Origin of the sequence: Psychrobacter sp. BF1, assembly GCF_019279065.1 — a bacterium.
GTDB classification, from domain to species: Bacteria; Pseudomonadota; Gammaproteobacteria; order Pseudomonadales; family Moraxellaceae; genus Psychrobacter; species Psychrobacter urativorans.
In genome coordinates this window covers 74,039-89,316 of record NZ_JAGYWV010000009.1, presented here as the reverse complement: position 1 = coordinate 89,316, position 15,278 = coordinate 74,039, and the positions used below count along the sequence as shown (strand labels likewise).

The window sequence follows — 15,278 nt, the reverse complement described above, 5'->3', positions numbered from 1 at the left end:
TTGTTGCTTTTACAATTAACGCTTAAAAGCTATAAATTTTTATAGTTATGAAATAATAGTGCAGTTAATAGTAGAGTGTATAGCCAAGTGCTGGCTGTACAGCTTTATTACACACGGATTATGATTCTAAAATTCACTGCTGCTTTGACCCTAAAATTCACTAACAGGACTGTCTAATGCCCGATACTCAAAATCTTCGAAGTGCTCAAACCCCTTTATTTTCAGCGCAGCACTTTATCCAGCTGGCTTTAGACAACCAAGTACTAAAATTCGGTGAGTTCGTACTCAAGTCGGGACGTATTAGTCCCTACTTTTTTAATGCAGGCTTGCTAGCCTCGGGCGAGATGTTATCCTTATTGGCAACTGGTTATGCTGACGCCTTGGCCGAACAGCATAAAAATGCAGATAATAAAGAGCTGGTTATCTTTGGGGCAGCCTATAAAGGTATTCCTTTTGTAGCGGCAACCGCACAAGCCTTATGGCTGCATCATGGGATCAATGCTAAGTGGGGTTATAACCGCAAAGAAGTCAAATCCCACGGCGAAGGGGGCAACTTAGTCGGTGCTGATGTCAGTGGCAAGTCGGTGTGGATATTAGATGATGTTATTACTGCAGGCACCGCCATGCGTGAAGTACTGGATATCCTAGAACAGGCTGGTGCTACTGTGGCAGGAATTATTGTCGCTCTAGATCGTAAAGAAAAAGGCCAAGGCGAGCATTCAGCTATTCAAGAATTAGCTTCTGCTTTACAAGTTCCAGTACTGACTTTAGTGGATATGGACGATCTAATCAGTTATTTAGCGCTTGGCGATAACTCGAAAGATAATACCCATGAAAACGGCAGTCAATTAGCGAAAATGCAGCATTACCGCCAGCAATATGGAGTTTAGTCGCCTTAAGTGTCTCTAATTATTTATATGACTAATATATTTTTACCGTTAATGCTTCTTTATTACTAGGGCTTTGTATTTGAAAAGCTTTAGCTAATCTGAAAAGACTTAGATTTAGCATTAATCAGAAGCCTTGTTTATTTCTACTGTTGTTTTGAAACCATCAATTATTCAGTTGTTTACTGTTACTACTAGCGAGCGTTCCTATGTCTCAATCTGCTGCAAAGTCTTTAAATATCCTAGTTATTATGGATCCTATCGAGCGAGTAAATTACAAAAAAGACACTAGCTTAGCGATGATGTGGTCTGCGCAAGATCGTGGACACAAGTTAGGCTATTGTCAGATTCATGACTTATGGCTGGATCGCGGACAGTTAAAGATAGACTCGCAACCAGTAACAGTACAGCGTGATCCTGAGAACTTTTATACGTTAGGCGAAAAGGCTACCGTCGCTGTTAGTGATTATGACGTAATTTTGATGCGTAAAGATCCCCCGTTCGATATGCGCTTTGTCTATGCTACTTATATGTTAGATCATGCGAAGGCTGCTGGCGTGCTAGTGGTTAATGATCCGCAAGCGGTACGTGACTGTAATGAGAAGCTATTTGCGACTTGGTTTAGTGACTATATGAGTCCAACGATTGTCACTAGTAAGCAGGCCCATATTCGTCAGTTTATCGCTGAGCAGCAAGACGTTATTGTCAAACCTCTTGATGGCATGGGTGGCACTGGTATCTTCCGTTTAACAGCAGATAGTCCTAATATTGGGGTGACTATCGAAGTTTTGACGGAGCTTGAAACTTTACCGATTATGGCACAGCGCTATTTGCCAGAGATTAAACAAGGTGATAAGCGAGTGTTGATTGTCGATGGAGTAGTAGTAGATTATTGCTTAGCTCGAATTCCTAGCAAAGGCGAAACTCGAGGTAACTTAGCAGCAGGGGGTAGTGGAGTCGCCATGCCATTAACTGATGCTGAACGTAAAGTGGCTGAAATAGTAGCGCCTATCGTCAAACAAAAAGGCTTGATGTTCGTAGGACTAGATCTGATCGGTGGCCGTATTACTGAGATTAATGTCACTAGCCCTACTTGTGTACGCGAGATCGATGATCAGTGCGGTACTGATATTGCAACTGACTTTATTATAGCGGTAGAAGCACGCCATCAGAACCGTTAGAAGCTTGTTGTTTTTTGACTGGCCTTAAGACTGGTTTTATCAACTGATATAAGCGTTTTTTAATAAGTTTTTGGCAGTAATCTATAGTTAAACGTTAAGGTGTAATGAGCTAGTAAAAAGCAAAGAAATACGATCAATATTTGATCATTTTTAGCGCTTATTACTACAAAATAGCAGCTAAATATTTAGCTTAAAAAACGTTATATATTTATAGATAATTTACTCTATACTATGCGTGCTTTTGCACCCTGAAAGTCAGCAACAGTTTAGAGATCCTAATATTCATTAGTAAAGATAAGATAGGCAGGCATTCATGAAGACACCGCATATATTGATGATGGCTGCTGGCACTGGTGGTCATGTATTCCCAGCGTTAGCCGTTAGCGAAGAGTTGGTTAAGCGCGGCGCGGTGATTCATTGGTTAGGTACGGCAACTGGTATGGAAAATGGCTTAGTACAGCCTACCGGTTATACCTTCCATCCTATTGCCATGCAAGGACTACGTGGCAAAGGTATAGGTCGCCTGTTTAAGATGCCAATCACTCTGTTGTCGGCTACCATGGCCGCAGCCAAAATTATTCGTGGCAACAACATAGAGATAGTAGTAGGCTTTGGTGGCTACGTTACTGCACCTGGAGGCATTGCAGCACGCATGACTAGTACGCCACTGATCATTCATGAGCAAAATGCTATCGCTGGCATGAGCAATCGTTATTTAGCCAAAATCGCTAGCAAAGTACTGCAAGCTTTTGAGAACACCTTTGCAGATAGTAAGCTCGATGCCAAGCTAGAAACCGTTGGTAATCCGGTGCGTAATACTATCACTGGTGTTGCCGCGCCAACGCTACGTTATGATATAGCGGATCAAACCCCACTGCGTTTGTTAGTAGTAGGCGGCTCGCTAGGAGCGCAAGTACTTAATGACACAGTACCAAAAGCCTTAGCCTTGATAGATAAGCCCTTTTCAGTACGTCATCAATGCGGCCGTAACAATGAGGCTGCTACCCAAGCGGCTTATGATAATGAAGATCTAAGCGCTCATGAGTTTAGCGTACAGCCTTTTATTGATGATATGGCAGCCGCTTATAATTGGGCCGATATCATTGTTTGTCGCGCTGGTGCCTTGACGGTCACTGAGATCCAAAACGTCGGCATTGCAGCGATTTTTGTACCTTTGCCACATGCCGTTGATGATCATCAAACGGCCAATGCGCGCACTCTGACTACACATGATGCAGCGCTATTATTGCCGCAAGCTGAGTTAACGCCTAGCCGTCTGAGCACTGAACTGCTAGCTTTAGATCGAGCGGCTTGCTTAGCTATGGCTAGTAAAGGTCATGCCCTTGCCAACCGTACTGCCAGTCAACAAGTGGCAGAACTTATATGGCAAGCACTATAAGCTGTACTTTTTGACTACTTATCTAACTATATTTTATCGACTTTTATAAAGAGACTCTGTTATGTCCACATCTGCAAAAGCTTTACCTAAACGCCTTATTGAGATTCCAGAAATGCGCCGTATTCAGCATTTGCATTTCGTTGGTATTGGCGGTTCGGGAATGTGTGGTATCGCTGAGGTCATGAACAACCAAGGTTATAGAGTCAGCGGCTCAGATATTGTGCAAAGTCCAGTCACTAGTCGTCTGCAGCAGATAGGTATTGAGATATTTATTGGGCATGATTCAAAAAATATCTCTAATGCCGATGTGATAGTAGTGTCATCAGCGATTGATCGTAGCAACCCTGAAATTGAAGCGGCCCTTAAAGCTCGTCTACCAGTAGTGCGTCGTGCTGACATGCTCGGTGAATTGATGCGTTATCGTCACGGTATTGCGGTTGCAGGTGCGCATGGTAAAACGACGACGACCAGCTTACTAACCACTATGATGAATGAGGGGAATCTTGATCCCACTTATGTGATAGGTGGCAAGCTCAATGCCTCAGGAAAAAATGCTGCATTAGGCAGTAGTCGCTTTTTGATTGCTGAAGCGGATGAGTCTGATGCCTCATTCTTGTCCTTGCATCCGATGGCGGCGATTGTGACTAATATCGACCAAGATCACATGGAAACTTATGACAACAGCTTCGATAAACTAAAAGCCGCTTATATTCAGTTTTTGCAAAACATGCCTTTTTATGGTTTGGCAGTAGTCTGCGGCGATGATCCTGAGCTTTATGCTATGATCGATGATATAGGTCGTCCCGTACTGACCTTTGGCCTTGAGCCTTTTAATGACGTGCAAGCGATTGACGTTGTCGTTGAAGGCACTAAGACCCATTTTACTGTGCTACGCCGTGATCATGAGCCACTACGTTTGACCTTGAATATTCCGGGTATTCATAATGTGTACAATGCGCTTGCTGCTATTACTATGGCTAGCGATGAAGGCGTTGATGACGAAGCAATCAAGCGGGCACTACAGAAGTTTGAAGGGGTAGGCCGTCGTTTTGAGCAACATGGCCCTATCGCCGTTGATAATGGTGATGTGCTACTAATCGATGATTATGGCCATCATCCAAAAGAGGTCGATGCTACTATCAAAGCTGCACGACAAAGCTTCCCTGAGCGCCGTTTAGTAATGATGTTCCAGCCTCATCGTTACAGCCGTACTCGTGACTGTTTTGATGACTTCGTTGAAGTGTTATCGAGTGTTGACGAATTATTATTACTAGACGTTTATTCGGCAGGTGAGAGCCCAATTACTGGCGCTGATACTAAGTCATTAGCACGTAGTATCCGTCTGCGTGGCGCTGTTGAGCCGACTATCGTCGATAAAGCCAATATCGCGCCAGTGATGCAGCGCTTATTACAAGCAAATGATATGCTTATTACCCAAGGTGCTGGTAATGTAGGGCAAATAGCTATCGATTTGGTAGCCAATGGTCTATACCTCAAATAAGATTTTAACAAACATTAAACAACCTAAGCGCTTAACCGTGGGTCTTAAAATTATAGGAGTTATTCATATGAGCGGTAATAATAATAAAGAAAGCTCGAATCAGCCTAATCTAGACGGCGTTGATGCTGCTGCTAATGAGCAAAATAACAGTGCTAACCATGATGCCACTAAAATACAGAAGCCAGAATTGGCATTAGCAGCAGTGGTAAAAACTCAGCAACAGCCAATAGTTAGTAAAGTAAAAGATGCTAGCGAATTCGGCAAAGTAGCTGTGGTATATGGTGGCAACAGCAATGAGCGCAGTGTTTCTTTAGATAGTGGAGCCGCTGTATTACTAGCTTTACAGAATCAGGGTGTTGACGCTACTCACTTCGATCCTAAATATCAACAGATTACCGATCTAATGGCCTATGATCGGGTGTTTAATGTGCTGCATGGTCGTGGCGGTGAAGACGGTGTACTGCAAGGGATGTTACAATGGTTAGATATCCCGCAAACTGGATCTGGCATCCTAGCCTCAGCTTTAGGTATGGATAAAGTTCGTACCAAACAGCTATGGCAAGGGTGTGGTTTGGCGACAGCCCCTTTTGCATTATTAACTGCAGATACTGATTGGCAGCAAGTGGTTAATATGTTGGGTCTACCGCTCATTATCAAGCCAGTTCACGAAGGTTCTAGTATAGGGATGACTAAGGTCAATAATTTAGACGAGCTACCAGCAGCTTATGCAACGGCTATCGGTTGCGGCGATGCGGTAATGGCTGAGCGTTGGATTACTGGCCGCGAATTCACTATCGCTATCGTCGATGATGAAGCTTATCCAGTTATCCGGTTAGAGCCAGCAGATATTACTAACTTCTATGATTTTGACGCTAAGTACAATCGTAATGATACCGGCTACTATATTCCCTGTGGCCTAAGTGCTAGTGAAGAACAGCATCTTCAAGCTCTAAGTCTTGCAGCGTTCCGTGCGGTAGACGCCAAAGGCTGGGGCCGAGTGGATGCTATGCAAGATCAGCAAGGTAATTTCTGGTTGCTAGAGATCAATACCGTTCCTGGAATGACTAGTCATAGTTTAGTGCCGATGGCAGCTAAGGCTCGTGGAATGGACTTTGATCAGTTATGCTGGCATATTTTAGCGCAAACTATATAAGCAGTAATGCTTGATTAGAGTTGATATAGCACAACTTCATGTAAACTTGTGTAAATTCAATAGTCATAGCACGGGTTAGGCTATTGTTTAACGTCAAAATACGTTAAGATTGCCATAACTCTGCTACTCTGATAAAGATTGACTTGTTTTGGTAGTTAAGTATATGATATGTCACAATTTTAACCACTAGGCTCGATAACTAAAGTTGACTACTAAATAAATGACATGTAATTAACCGAATATTTAGATTATTAATGATTTAATTCGACTAAATAAATGCTAATCATTGATTATATGTTAGCGCTTATCACATGTTTATTATGAATATTTTCTTAAGTGACTTATAGTTATTCGTTTATAATGGGCTATGATAGAAGTTTAGATTTAGTGATAAATTAGTAAAGCTGTAGTCTCAAAAGTAACTCAATATTAGCAAAAGTAAATTAGGGGTGAATACCATCATGGCTCAAGCTGTCAATGAAGTAAATGACTTGATGAGTAATGACACCCTTCGTTCGAAGTCTAAGTTGTCAATGCCAAGTTCAGCCAAATATTTTTTTATGGCACTATTTATTGGTTTATTACTACTGATATTGATAATGGGTGCGAAAGCTTTACGAGATGCACCACCTGCCGCTATTCAAGTAAGTAGTGAAGGCTTGACTAGCACTCAATACCAGACCTTAAAACAAGCTATGGACCAACAGAAGGTTAGTAGTTTTTTTACTACTGATCTGCAAGCTTTGCGCGACATAGTTATAGGTATGGCTTGGGTTGATCAAGTGAGCGTAACTCGTGATTGGCAACAAGGTATTGTTATTACTGCGCTGCCCAAGCAAGCTATTGCTAATTTTGGTACTGAGCGTTTAGTAGATGCCAAAGGCGTAGTGTTTGTACCTACCGATAATAAAGACTTACGCCAACAAAGCTTTGCTAATTTGCAAGGTGAAGTTGACCAAGCACCCGTTATCATGCAACAAATGCAGCAAGTTAATGATTGGTATGCTCCTATTGACATGCAAGTAGAGGATATTATCTTAACTAAACGCATGACTTGGTTGATTCGTTTTGATAACGGTCTACGAGTGATAGTTGATAATGAAAATACAGCACAAAAATTACTTAATCTTAGTCAGTTATTGGGTAATCAGTTAAGTAGTCGCCGTGATGAGGTTCAGTCAGTGGATCTGCGTTATAAGAATGGCTTTACTATTACTTGGCATGCGATTGAACCCGTAGTAGCGACTACCGATGCTACTGATGCTAGCAGCAAAGTCGATAGCACTAAGGTTGATAGTACTAAAGTGACTAGTAGCAAAGTCGATAACACTAAGCCTGATAGTACTCAAGTGACTAGCAGCAAAGTTGATACTAAGGTTGCTACTACTGACATTTCTACTACTGAGGTTGACCCTACTAACAGACCCTGATTGTAGCGGATAATTAATTGTAGGTTATAGCCTTTATAAAACTGGGTAAATAGACGAATAATATTACATTTATTTAGATAATAGCCCAAAACACTTTTTTGATGATTTAATGGGGACGTCATATGGTTCCCTGTTTAGCGATAATTTGTCTGGTACCATGAAAAATACTGAAAATCTAGTTGTAGTTCATCTAAGTGCCACTGCAGTTTATGTAGTGATCGGCAGCGTCGTGTCTGAAAAAGACATCCGCATTATGGGCGTTGGGCAAGTCAAAAACAGTGACTTTTACCAAGGCCAGATTAAGCATCGTGAACGTTTACAAAGCGCTATTAAGCAAGCCATTCAAGAAGCCGAAGATGTCGCAAATTGCCGAGTTCATAGCGTATGGTTGACGCTGTCAACACCTGAGCTATCTAGCAAGAATAGCGTCGGCAGCGTGCTGGTTGAAGATGATATAGTTAGCGCTAAAGACATGGTAAAAGCCTTGGCTAACGCTAAATCAAAGGACTTGCCAGCGGATTATTACTTGATGCATTGCTGTCAGCAAGGCGTCTATGTTGATGATCAAGACAATATCGTTGATGACGCTATCGAGATGTTAGCTAAAAACATCAGCGTTATGTATCACATGATGATGATGCCTGTGGTCAGTCGTCAAAATATTCAAAAACTACTACAGAGTTGTGACGTTGGTATTGATCACGTGGTCTTTGATGCAGTGACTAGTGCTGAATATAGCCTAATGAGTGAAGAGCGTCAGCAAGGTATTTGTCTTATAGATATTGGTGCGAGCACAACTAGTATTTGCGTCTATAAAGAAAACAAACTAATATTCACTCATTGTATTGCTATCGGTAGCCATGCGGTAACTATGGATATATCAGCAGACTTTGGTATTTCAATGATAGAAGCTGAAAAGCTGAAAAAATTGCATGGTACTGCGGATATCAATAGTATAGATCCTAGCGTATTCTTGTTATATAAGACGCAAGGATCGAGCGATGCGCTTAATGTACATACTTACAGCTTAGCGCAAATTATTGAAGCACGTTATGTGCAGATATTTACTGAAGTGGCGCGTCAGCTACATGAGGTAGATCTGCTACATTACCTTGATCGCGGTTTTGTACTTACTGGCGGCGGTAGTGCTATTAAAGGCATGGTACCTTTTGCCAAAAAGCTATTGAAAATGCCAGTAGTATTGACCAATACCCATCCTGCAATTAGTGCTTATAACCATTTTGATAATGACGCTTCGTTTAAGCAGCTTAATGATCAAATACATGACAGTGCTTATCAGACCGCCTTTGGTACTCTACTATATAGTCAGAGTGAACAGTTCCGCCACAGTGAGCAAAGTGAGCCGGAAGCTGCCAAGCAGCGACGGGTAAAGAATGTTTTTCAAGGTGTTGGCCAACGTTTTAGTAGTGTGCTCAAAAAAATATTATAGATAGTTACTACAGCTAGCGCTCATAACCAATTATATGAATGCTAACTGTTATTTAGACCCTTATTTATTTCGATTTATTTACCTACATTTATATATAGTCAGTCGATAGCACGTTGTATAAGCGTCATTACGTATCGACCATCATGCTATCTGCAACTGGAGAATCTTTTTATGTCAAAATACACCATGCCACATGACAACCAACCTCAAAGTAATGGCCAAGCACGTTTTATCGTATTCGGTGTCGGCGGCGGCGGCGGTAATGCAGTTGAACACATGGTGCAACAGGGTATAAAAGGGGTGACGTTCGTCTGTGCTAATACAGATAAACAAGCGCTTGATCGCTTAACGGCACCGCACAAGTTACAATTAGGTGCTAAGAGTAACCGCGGTCTTGGTGCAGGCGCTAATCCAGAAGTAGGACGTGAAGCTGCTGAGAGCGAAGAAGAAGCTATTCGCACTTTACTTGAACACTCAGACATGGTGTTTATTACTGCTGGTATGGGTGGCGGTACTGGTACAGGGGCTGCTCCAGTAGTCGCACGTATTGCCAAAGAGATGGAAGTTTTGACGGTTGCTGTCGTCACTACCCCTTTCAAATTTGAAGGGGGCAAGCGCATCAAAGCGGCTAAAGCTGGTATCGAGCAGTTAACCAATTTTGTCGACTCTATTATTACTATCCCTAATGATAAGTTAATGAGCATCTACGGCAATATTTCAATGCAGGATGCCTTCAAAAAAGCTGATGATGTGCTATTGCATGCTGTACAAGGTATAGCTGAAACTATCGCTCGTGAAGGGCTTATCAATATTGACTTTAACGATATCCGTACCGCAATGACTGCTAAAGGTCATGCGATGATGGGTATTGGTCGTGCAAGCGGCGATGATCGTGCTCGTCAAGCCACAGAAAAAGCCATCAGATCACCATTACTTGATGATCTACGCCTAGAAAACGCTAAAGGCTTATTAGTTAACGTTATTTCATCTGAGTCTTTATCTTTAGATGAATTCAACCAAATCAGCGAAATCGTTGAAGGTATCACTGATAATGACGACGCTAACATCTTCTATGGTTCAGTAATTGATGAAGAGATGGGTGATGATCTGCATGTTACGGTTATTGCTACTGGATTGACTTTGAATGAAGACTTAACTGAAGTCGTAGCACCAATACCTTCAGTGACTAGTAATCAGTCAGTTGATCCTAATTTGCATACTAGTGCTTTGAATAGTCAAAAACAGTCGAAAACTCAGACTTTCCAAGACAATATTACTCGTCCTGGCGCAATCCAAGAGCATCAAGCTACCAAAACTAACAGTATTCAAGACTACTTAAAGCGTCAACAAAATAAGTAAGGCTAAAACTGATAGTCATTATTTACAAGTTAGTGGTAGCAACTGTAATAATTTAGTGGAATACTATTAATAGCTATTATTTAGCAATATAGTATTGTTTATAACCATTAGTTATATATCGCTGTAGTTATTGGTTGTTATCAATAGTTATCAAAAAAGCCAACGCTTCGTCGTTGGCTTTTTTTTAGCTTTTTTTTGAATTTTTGCAGCTAATTGACGGTTTAATGCTCCATTAATGGCTATTTTCGTTGTTTATTTAACTATTTAGTTGTTGGTTGCTAATTAGTCAGTAATTGCCTAGTGGCCCTCTTACTGAGCCAAATTTTATAATAAATGGTTGTTGATTTAGCCACTCAATATAAGTAATGAGCAAATTAACGATTTGTACCTATAGCGGATTAGGGGTAGCTAATGGTACACTATGGCAATTGTAACAAAATATGTGAGAGAGTAGCCATGAATCAACGAACTATAAAAACAGCTATAGCCATAACCGGCATCGGTCTGCATAGTGGCGAGCCTGTCGATCTAGAGTTTCATCCACAACCTATTAATACTGGCGTAGTCTTTGAGCGTTCTGATATCATCGGTAGCGCTCCTATTCCTGCTAGTGCTTTTTTAGTACAAGACACTATGATGTCATCGAACTTAGTGTTCGGTGGTACGCGTGTGGGTACTGTCGAACATTTACTTAGCGCCATCGCAGGTGTTGGGGTTGATAATCTGTTAATTCGAGTATCTGCTAGCGAAATTCCAATTATGGATGGTAGTGCTTCTCCTTTTGTAGGGCTATTGCTACAAGCTGGTTTTCGTGAGCAAGAAGCTGCTAAGAGGTTCCTAAGAATCGTTAAGCCCGTAAAAGTGAAAGTTGACGATAAATGGGCAGAACTGCGTCCTTATGATGGCTTTGAATTAAACTTCGAAATAGATTTTGATCATCCTGCTTTTGATAAGAACCATCAGCATGCCCAATTATGCTTTTCTACCCAAAACTTTATCGAAGAGTTAAGCTCTGCTCGCACTTTTGGCTTTTTAAGCGATATTGAAACACTGCGTAGTAATAATTTGGCGTTAGGTGGCAGCATGGACAATGCCATCGTCATCGATGACGCAAAAATCCTCAACGCTGAAGGTTTGCGTTATGCTGACGAATTTGTTCGTCATAAAATATTAGATGCGCTAGGTGATTTATATTTGATTGGCTATCCAATAATTGGTCGTTTTAATGCTTATAAATCAGGCCATGCATTAAACAATTTGCTAGTGCGCGAGATTCTTTCAGACAAAAGTAGCTTCGAAATTGTAACTTTTGATGACAATGTAAGTTGTCCTATCGAATATTTACCTTTGAGTAGCCTAAGTATTGAAGGATGAATACACGAATATACAGGATGTATCGCAACAATTACGTAAGATTACATGCCTTGTGCAATTAATTAGCGCTAAAATGTCAATTTTTAGCTAAGTAAATAATTGATGAATAGCTCTATCCTAAGCCATATAAACCCTTCGCCTAGCAAAAAGTCGTCCTCTCTTTATATTCATATAATGCATATAAAGAGAGGACGACTTTTTTATTATTCAAAAACTATAAAAGATGCCGCTTTAGTCAGCTTTTTTTTAGTTATATTTACATAGAATTACAGTGTAACTTGGCTATTATTCATCATTTAACAGTCGCATAAGGGCATTTTTAAGCTTTTTATCTGTGGTGACATGCTCAGCAGCCTGTGATATAGTCCTTTTTGTATTTTGGCTTAGAGCCCGATATGTACTAGCTTTAGGTTGTTTTGATGAAGTCGTTGTTAGTACAGATGGTTGTGGAGAGTGATAGTTATCATTAGTTTTATTAACTACCACGACACGGATATGCTTGAGTTGTTGAAATGTTAAAGACTGCTCCGTTAAAAGCTGTAGATAAGATTTTTGTAAATAACGGATGTGATTGGCTGCAGTAGTTGAAGTTACGCTGAGAGTTATTTGTTCAGTGCTTAACCCTACTACCCAGCAACTAGCAAGTATTTCATCTGGTAGACAGTCTACTAGAAGCTTTTTAATCTCATTAGTCGCTTCTACATAGAGACGCATATTGTCAGCAAGGGTTTGGGGTAGCGCGCTACCAGCAAAGGTTTGATGATCAATAAGTTGAGCAAGCTGATTAGGCTGTTTTTTTGGCATCGTGATAACTCATCTGATAGGTGAATAAAGCGATAGACAAAACCATTGAGTTAATTACTAACATAGATAAGATTGATCGCAAGCGCTTTGAGAGGTGGTCTAATGCATCGGTAATACTGCCAACGCTCCACTGAAGACTAAAGGTTAGCTGCTTTAAACAGGATTTTATCATGTTTATTTGATAATTATATCCTCTAAATTAATTGATGTTTCGTCACGGATGACGAGCAATCTTGTATTAACAATAGGTAGTAAATTTATGAAACGAGCTTTATTAATATTATCAGTATTGGGAATGGGCATAGCACAAACTAGTGGTGCTGCTGAAATAACCTTTCAACCTAATAATACCTTGACTCATATTACCAATAGCACCATTTCCAAAAATTATGGTTCCACAAAAAATATTTATAGTTCTAACAGTGGTGCTTATGTCTCTAGCAATGATGAAATCAGTCAAGCGATAGATAATCTTAGTGCTCAGGCCAAACAAAAAGAATATAAACTAGCCTCACTAACTAACCGCCTATCTTATGAAAGACAACAGCAATCAGGCTCTGTATTGAATAGTAACTCAGCTCCTGCTATTGCTGCCGCTCATGCTTCAAGAGTGGCTGTATCTAGAAGTACTGGATACTGTGCTCGCTATGTTCGTCAAGCCTTACAGATGGCTGGCTATGACTTCACACCTAATCCTTCAGCTTATCAATACGCTAGTCGTGGTACCCTTAGCAATGCAGGTTTTACTAAAATTAGTAATAGTTCGCAATCACAAGTAGGCGACGTTGTTGTTTATGATCGCTCCTCAAAGCATCCGCACGGACATATCCAGATCTTTGATGGTAATGGTTGGGTATCGGACTTCCGTCAGAGTAGTATCAGCCCTTATAGTGATGCCTATAGCTACACAACATGGCGCGATTCACAATATATGGATGATGCATCAAACCGTGGTATCTACCTAGCAATGGCTGAATAACAGATCGCTTAAGACGGCTATAGACTTATAATGCTCAAAAAACTCAGCAATGCTATTTAAAGCATCGCTGAGTTTTTTTGCATCTGCTGCTTATGTTGGTTATTAAAGGCTATTTAGGATTGCATACAGCGGTTATTGATTGAATGCTGTCCAGTATTGGCGTTGATGGAAATCGGGTGGAGTTGCGTGCCTAGGGGCGAAGTATAAAACAACCTTATCGAAGCTTAAAATTACACAAGGATGTAGTAAACCAATATTGTGATTCAAGCTCATTTCGTCGGCCTTGGTAGTAGTCATCGTAAGCTGATCTAAGTCAACAGAGAAACCACATTCATAGGCATGATCAGTATTACCATTGCTAGTAAAAGGGTGGCTGACAATACTGGACTCAATGTTGATGTTCGAATCAGATTTTAGCAGCGATTGAATGGACCGCTTTGATTGGCTTGTGGGATAAATAGGCCAATTGATATCCACCCTATGCTCGCCATTGGGCTGTAACAAAGGGTTAGGAGGTAAAGAGCTGGGCTGGCGATAGCTATTAAATTCATAAACAGCATAACTGCCACTTGGACTGGCATTAATTTCAATATAACCAGTCGGATATTCTATTGTAGTTGTAGCATTAGCAACTGGCTTTAGCTGGCTAGCTATAAAGCACTCAAGACAAGTCTGCTCCCATAAATAGTCAGTAAACTTAACTTGCTGCTGCTGCCATTTTGGCCAATTTAACTGATCTGCTAAATACTGGCTAGGCAGTTGTATTTTATAGTTCAGATAGAGCTGAAGCGTTGACTGTGGCATAAGAGTGGCGCTCACAGTAACTTGAATTGCTAACAGTTGCGATACAGATACCCCAAGTTGCTCTGCATTTGCGGCTAAATTTTCAGTAGCCAGCTGTAGCTGAAAGAGTTGACTCATAATGTTGATTCACAGTAGCAGTTGCTATTTGTAGTAAAAAATATAAAACAAAGGCCGCGGTAGCTATTACTCGCGGCCTTTATAGTTATCACTCTTACAATAAGCAATTTTAGCTTATTATAGTTATTCTGCGTGACGCGCCAAATTTGAAAGCTTTGGATTGGCATTTGGGTTTTGACGTAGTAATAAAGCCATGCGTCCAATAGTGTGAATCAGTTGGGCTTTGGCAGCAACAGCAAGTTCAGTGCAAACTAAGTCGCGTTCAGCCTTACTACCAGCAGGCAATTTGACTTTAATGAGCTCGTGATCGTTTAGAGCACGATTAATTTCTTCGGTGATAGCTGGGGTAACGCCGTTATTACCAATCATAACTATGGGTTTTAGCTCATGACCGATACCTTTTAGGCGTTTGATTGTAGCGTTGTCGAGTTGCATATAATTCCTAAGCGTTAATAAAATAAAAAGGTAATGACCATCGTAGGCTGATGACTATTATAAATAACTTATACTCATCTTGCACGGAAACTGTAGAATTGTGCACGATTTTAGCGAATGAAGATGTTAAACTGGATGCTTTAGCTCATTATAGACGCTACTGAACAATAAAGCAGTTAAATGATGGTTATCACCTTCTATTTAGAGGGTTGGTTTCGGTTAATGACTAAGCTTAATAGTGAATTTAAACAAATAAGCTTAATGGCTAAGTTTCTTAATCAAGTAACGCTGTAAAAACTGTTTATTTAAAAATTATAAACCCGTATATCCGTAATAATTGCTCATGGCTATAGTCATGAGCGGCTGAGTAATACTTAATAATCATAGTCAATAAGCATAATTGAT

The 15,278-nt window shown here is 40.6% G+C and carries 13 protein-coding genes; 10 read left to right on the top strand and 3 right to left on the bottom strand.

The window, feature by feature from the left end; translation table 11 throughout:
- The first annotated feature begins 176 nt into the window (after positions 1–176).
- The 9 genes from pyrE (at position 177) to lpxC (ending at position 11,734) form a co-directional block, all read left to right on the top strand.
- The gene (gene pyrE / locus KZA12_RS11005) at positions 177–890 is read left to right on the top strand and encodes an orotate phosphoribosyltransferase (RefSeq protein ID WP_201623504.1); all 714 of its coding nucleotides are present in this window, start codon (positions 177–179) and stop codon (positions 888–890) included.
- 206 nt (positions 891–1,096) lie between these two features.
- Entirely contained in the window at positions 1,097–2,068 is a 972-nt protein-coding gene (gshB, locus tag KZA12_RS11000) for a glutathione synthase (RefSeq protein WP_201623505.1), read from the top strand.
- Between the two features lie 313 nt (positions 2,069–2,381).
- Positions 2,382–3,467 carry an undecaprenyldiphospho-muramoylpentapeptide beta-N-acetylglucosaminyltransferase gene (gene murG, locus KZA12_RS10995; protein ID WP_218690252.1) on the top strand — a complete coding sequence of 362 codons (1,086 nt, stop codon included), beginning with the start codon at positions 2,382–2,384 and terminating at the stop codon, positions 3,465–3,467.
- A 61-nt stretch (positions 3,468–3,528) separates the two neighbouring features.
- Complete coding sequence (gene murC, locus KZA12_RS10990; RefSeq protein WP_218690251.1) at positions 3,529–4,968, top strand: UDP-N-acetylmuramate--L-alanine ligase; 1,440 nt, start codon at positions 3,529–3,531, stop codon at positions 4,966–4,968.
- A gap of 67 nt (positions 4,969–5,035) precedes the next feature.
- Complete coding sequence (locus KZA12_RS10985; protein WP_256932944.1) at positions 5,036–6,121, top strand: D-alanine--D-alanine ligase; 1,086 nt, start codon at positions 5,036–5,038, stop codon at positions 6,119–6,121.
- 449 nt (positions 6,122–6,570) lie between these two features.
- Complete coding sequence (locus KZA12_RS10980; RefSeq protein WP_373416614.1) at positions 6,571–7,551, top strand: cell division protein FtsQ/DivIB; 981 nt, start codon at positions 6,571–6,573, stop codon at positions 7,549–7,551.
- 157 nt (positions 7,552–7,708) lie between these two features.
- On the top strand, positions 7,709–9,001 hold the full coding sequence (gene ftsA / locus KZA12_RS10975; RefSeq protein ID WP_201623508.1) for a cell division protein FtsA: 1,293 nt from the start codon (positions 7,709–7,711) through the stop codon (positions 8,999–9,001).
- 171 nt (positions 9,002–9,172) lie between these two features.
- Positions 9,173–10,360, top strand: a complete 1,188-nt coding sequence (ftsZ, locus tag KZA12_RS10970; protein WP_201623509.1) for a cell division protein FtsZ — start codon at positions 9,173–9,175, stop codon at positions 10,358–10,360.
- A gap of 456 nt (positions 10,361–10,816) precedes the next feature.
- On the top strand, positions 10,817–11,734 hold the full coding sequence (gene lpxC, locus KZA12_RS10965; RefSeq protein WP_218690250.1) for a UDP-3-O-acyl-N-acetylglucosamine deacetylase: 918 nt from the start codon (positions 10,817–10,819) through the stop codon (positions 11,732–11,734).
- A gap of 285 nt (positions 11,735–12,019) precedes the next feature.
- Here the strand turns inward: lpxC and KZA12_RS10960 are convergent, their stop codons facing one another.
- Complete coding sequence (locus tag KZA12_RS10960; RefSeq protein ID WP_201623511.1) at positions 12,020–12,538, bottom strand: hypothetical protein; 519 nt, start codon at positions 12,536–12,538, stop codon at positions 12,020–12,022.
- Positions 12,539–12,797: 259 nt separating this feature from the next.
- On the opposite strand from KZA12_RS10960, the gene KZA12_RS10955 reads away from it, so the two are divergent.
- Complete coding sequence (locus KZA12_RS10955) at positions 12,798–13,517, top strand: CHAP domain-containing protein (RefSeq protein ID WP_201623512.1); 720 nt, start codon at positions 12,798–12,800, stop codon at positions 13,515–13,517.
- Positions 13,518–13,649: 132 nt separating this feature from the next.
- Here KZA12_RS10955 and KZA12_RS10950 read toward each other — a convergent pair whose 3' ends face one another.
- Together KZA12_RS10950 and KZA12_RS10945 are read right to left on the bottom strand one after the other, a co-directional pair.
- Entirely contained in the window at positions 13,650–14,438 is a 789-nt protein-coding gene (locus tag KZA12_RS10950) for a hypothetical protein (protein ID WP_218690249.1), read from the bottom strand.
- 123 nt (positions 14,439–14,561) lie between these two features.
- A complete protein-coding gene (locus KZA12_RS10945; RefSeq protein WP_201623514.1) occupies positions 14,562–14,873 on the bottom strand; it encodes a YhbY family RNA-binding protein in 312 nt (103 codons plus the stop codon).
- Positions 14,874–15,278 lie beyond the last annotated feature (405 nt).

Coding starts and splice junctions, on each gene's coding strand:
- KZA12_RS10985 (WP_256932944.1), top strand. CDS start 5,036: ATGAGCGGTAATAATAATAAAGAAAGCTCGAATCAGCCTAATCTAGAC.
- murG (WP_218690252.1), top strand. CDS start 2,382: ATGAAGACACCGCATATATTGATGATGGCTGCTGGCACTGGTGGTCAT.
- KZA12_RS10960 (WP_201623511.1), bottom strand. CDS start 12,538: ATGCCAAAAAAACAGCCTAATCAGCTTGCTCAACTTATTGATCATCAA.
- KZA12_RS10950 (WP_218690249.1), bottom strand. CDS start 14,438: ATGAGTCAACTCTTTCAGCTACAGCTGGCTACTGAAAATTTAGCCGCA.
- ftsZ (WP_201623509.1), top strand. CDS start 9,173: ATGTCAAAATACACCATGCCACATGACAACCAACCTCAAAGTAATGGC.
- KZA12_RS10945 (WP_201623514.1), bottom strand. CDS start 14,873: ATGCAACTCGACAACGCTACAATCAAACGCCTAAAAGGTATCGGTCAT.
- KZA12_RS10955 (WP_201623512.1), top strand. CDS start 12,798: ATGAAACGAGCTTTATTAATATTATCAGTATTGGGAATGGGCATAGCA.
- lpxC (WP_218690250.1), top strand. CDS start 10,817: ATGAATCAACGAACTATAAAAACAGCTATAGCCATAACCGGCATCGGT.
- ftsA (WP_201623508.1), top strand. CDS start 7,709: ATGAAAAATACTGAAAATCTAGTTGTAGTTCATCTAAGTGCCACTGCA.
- pyrE (WP_201623504.1), top strand. CDS start 177: ATGCCCGATACTCAAAATCTTCGAAGTGCTCAAACCCCTTTATTTTCA.
- gshB (WP_201623505.1), top strand. CDS start 1,097: ATGTCTCAATCTGCTGCAAAGTCTTTAAATATCCTAGTTATTATGGAT.
- murC (WP_218690251.1), top strand. CDS start 3,529: ATGTCCACATCTGCAAAAGCTTTACCTAAACGCCTTATTGAGATTCCA.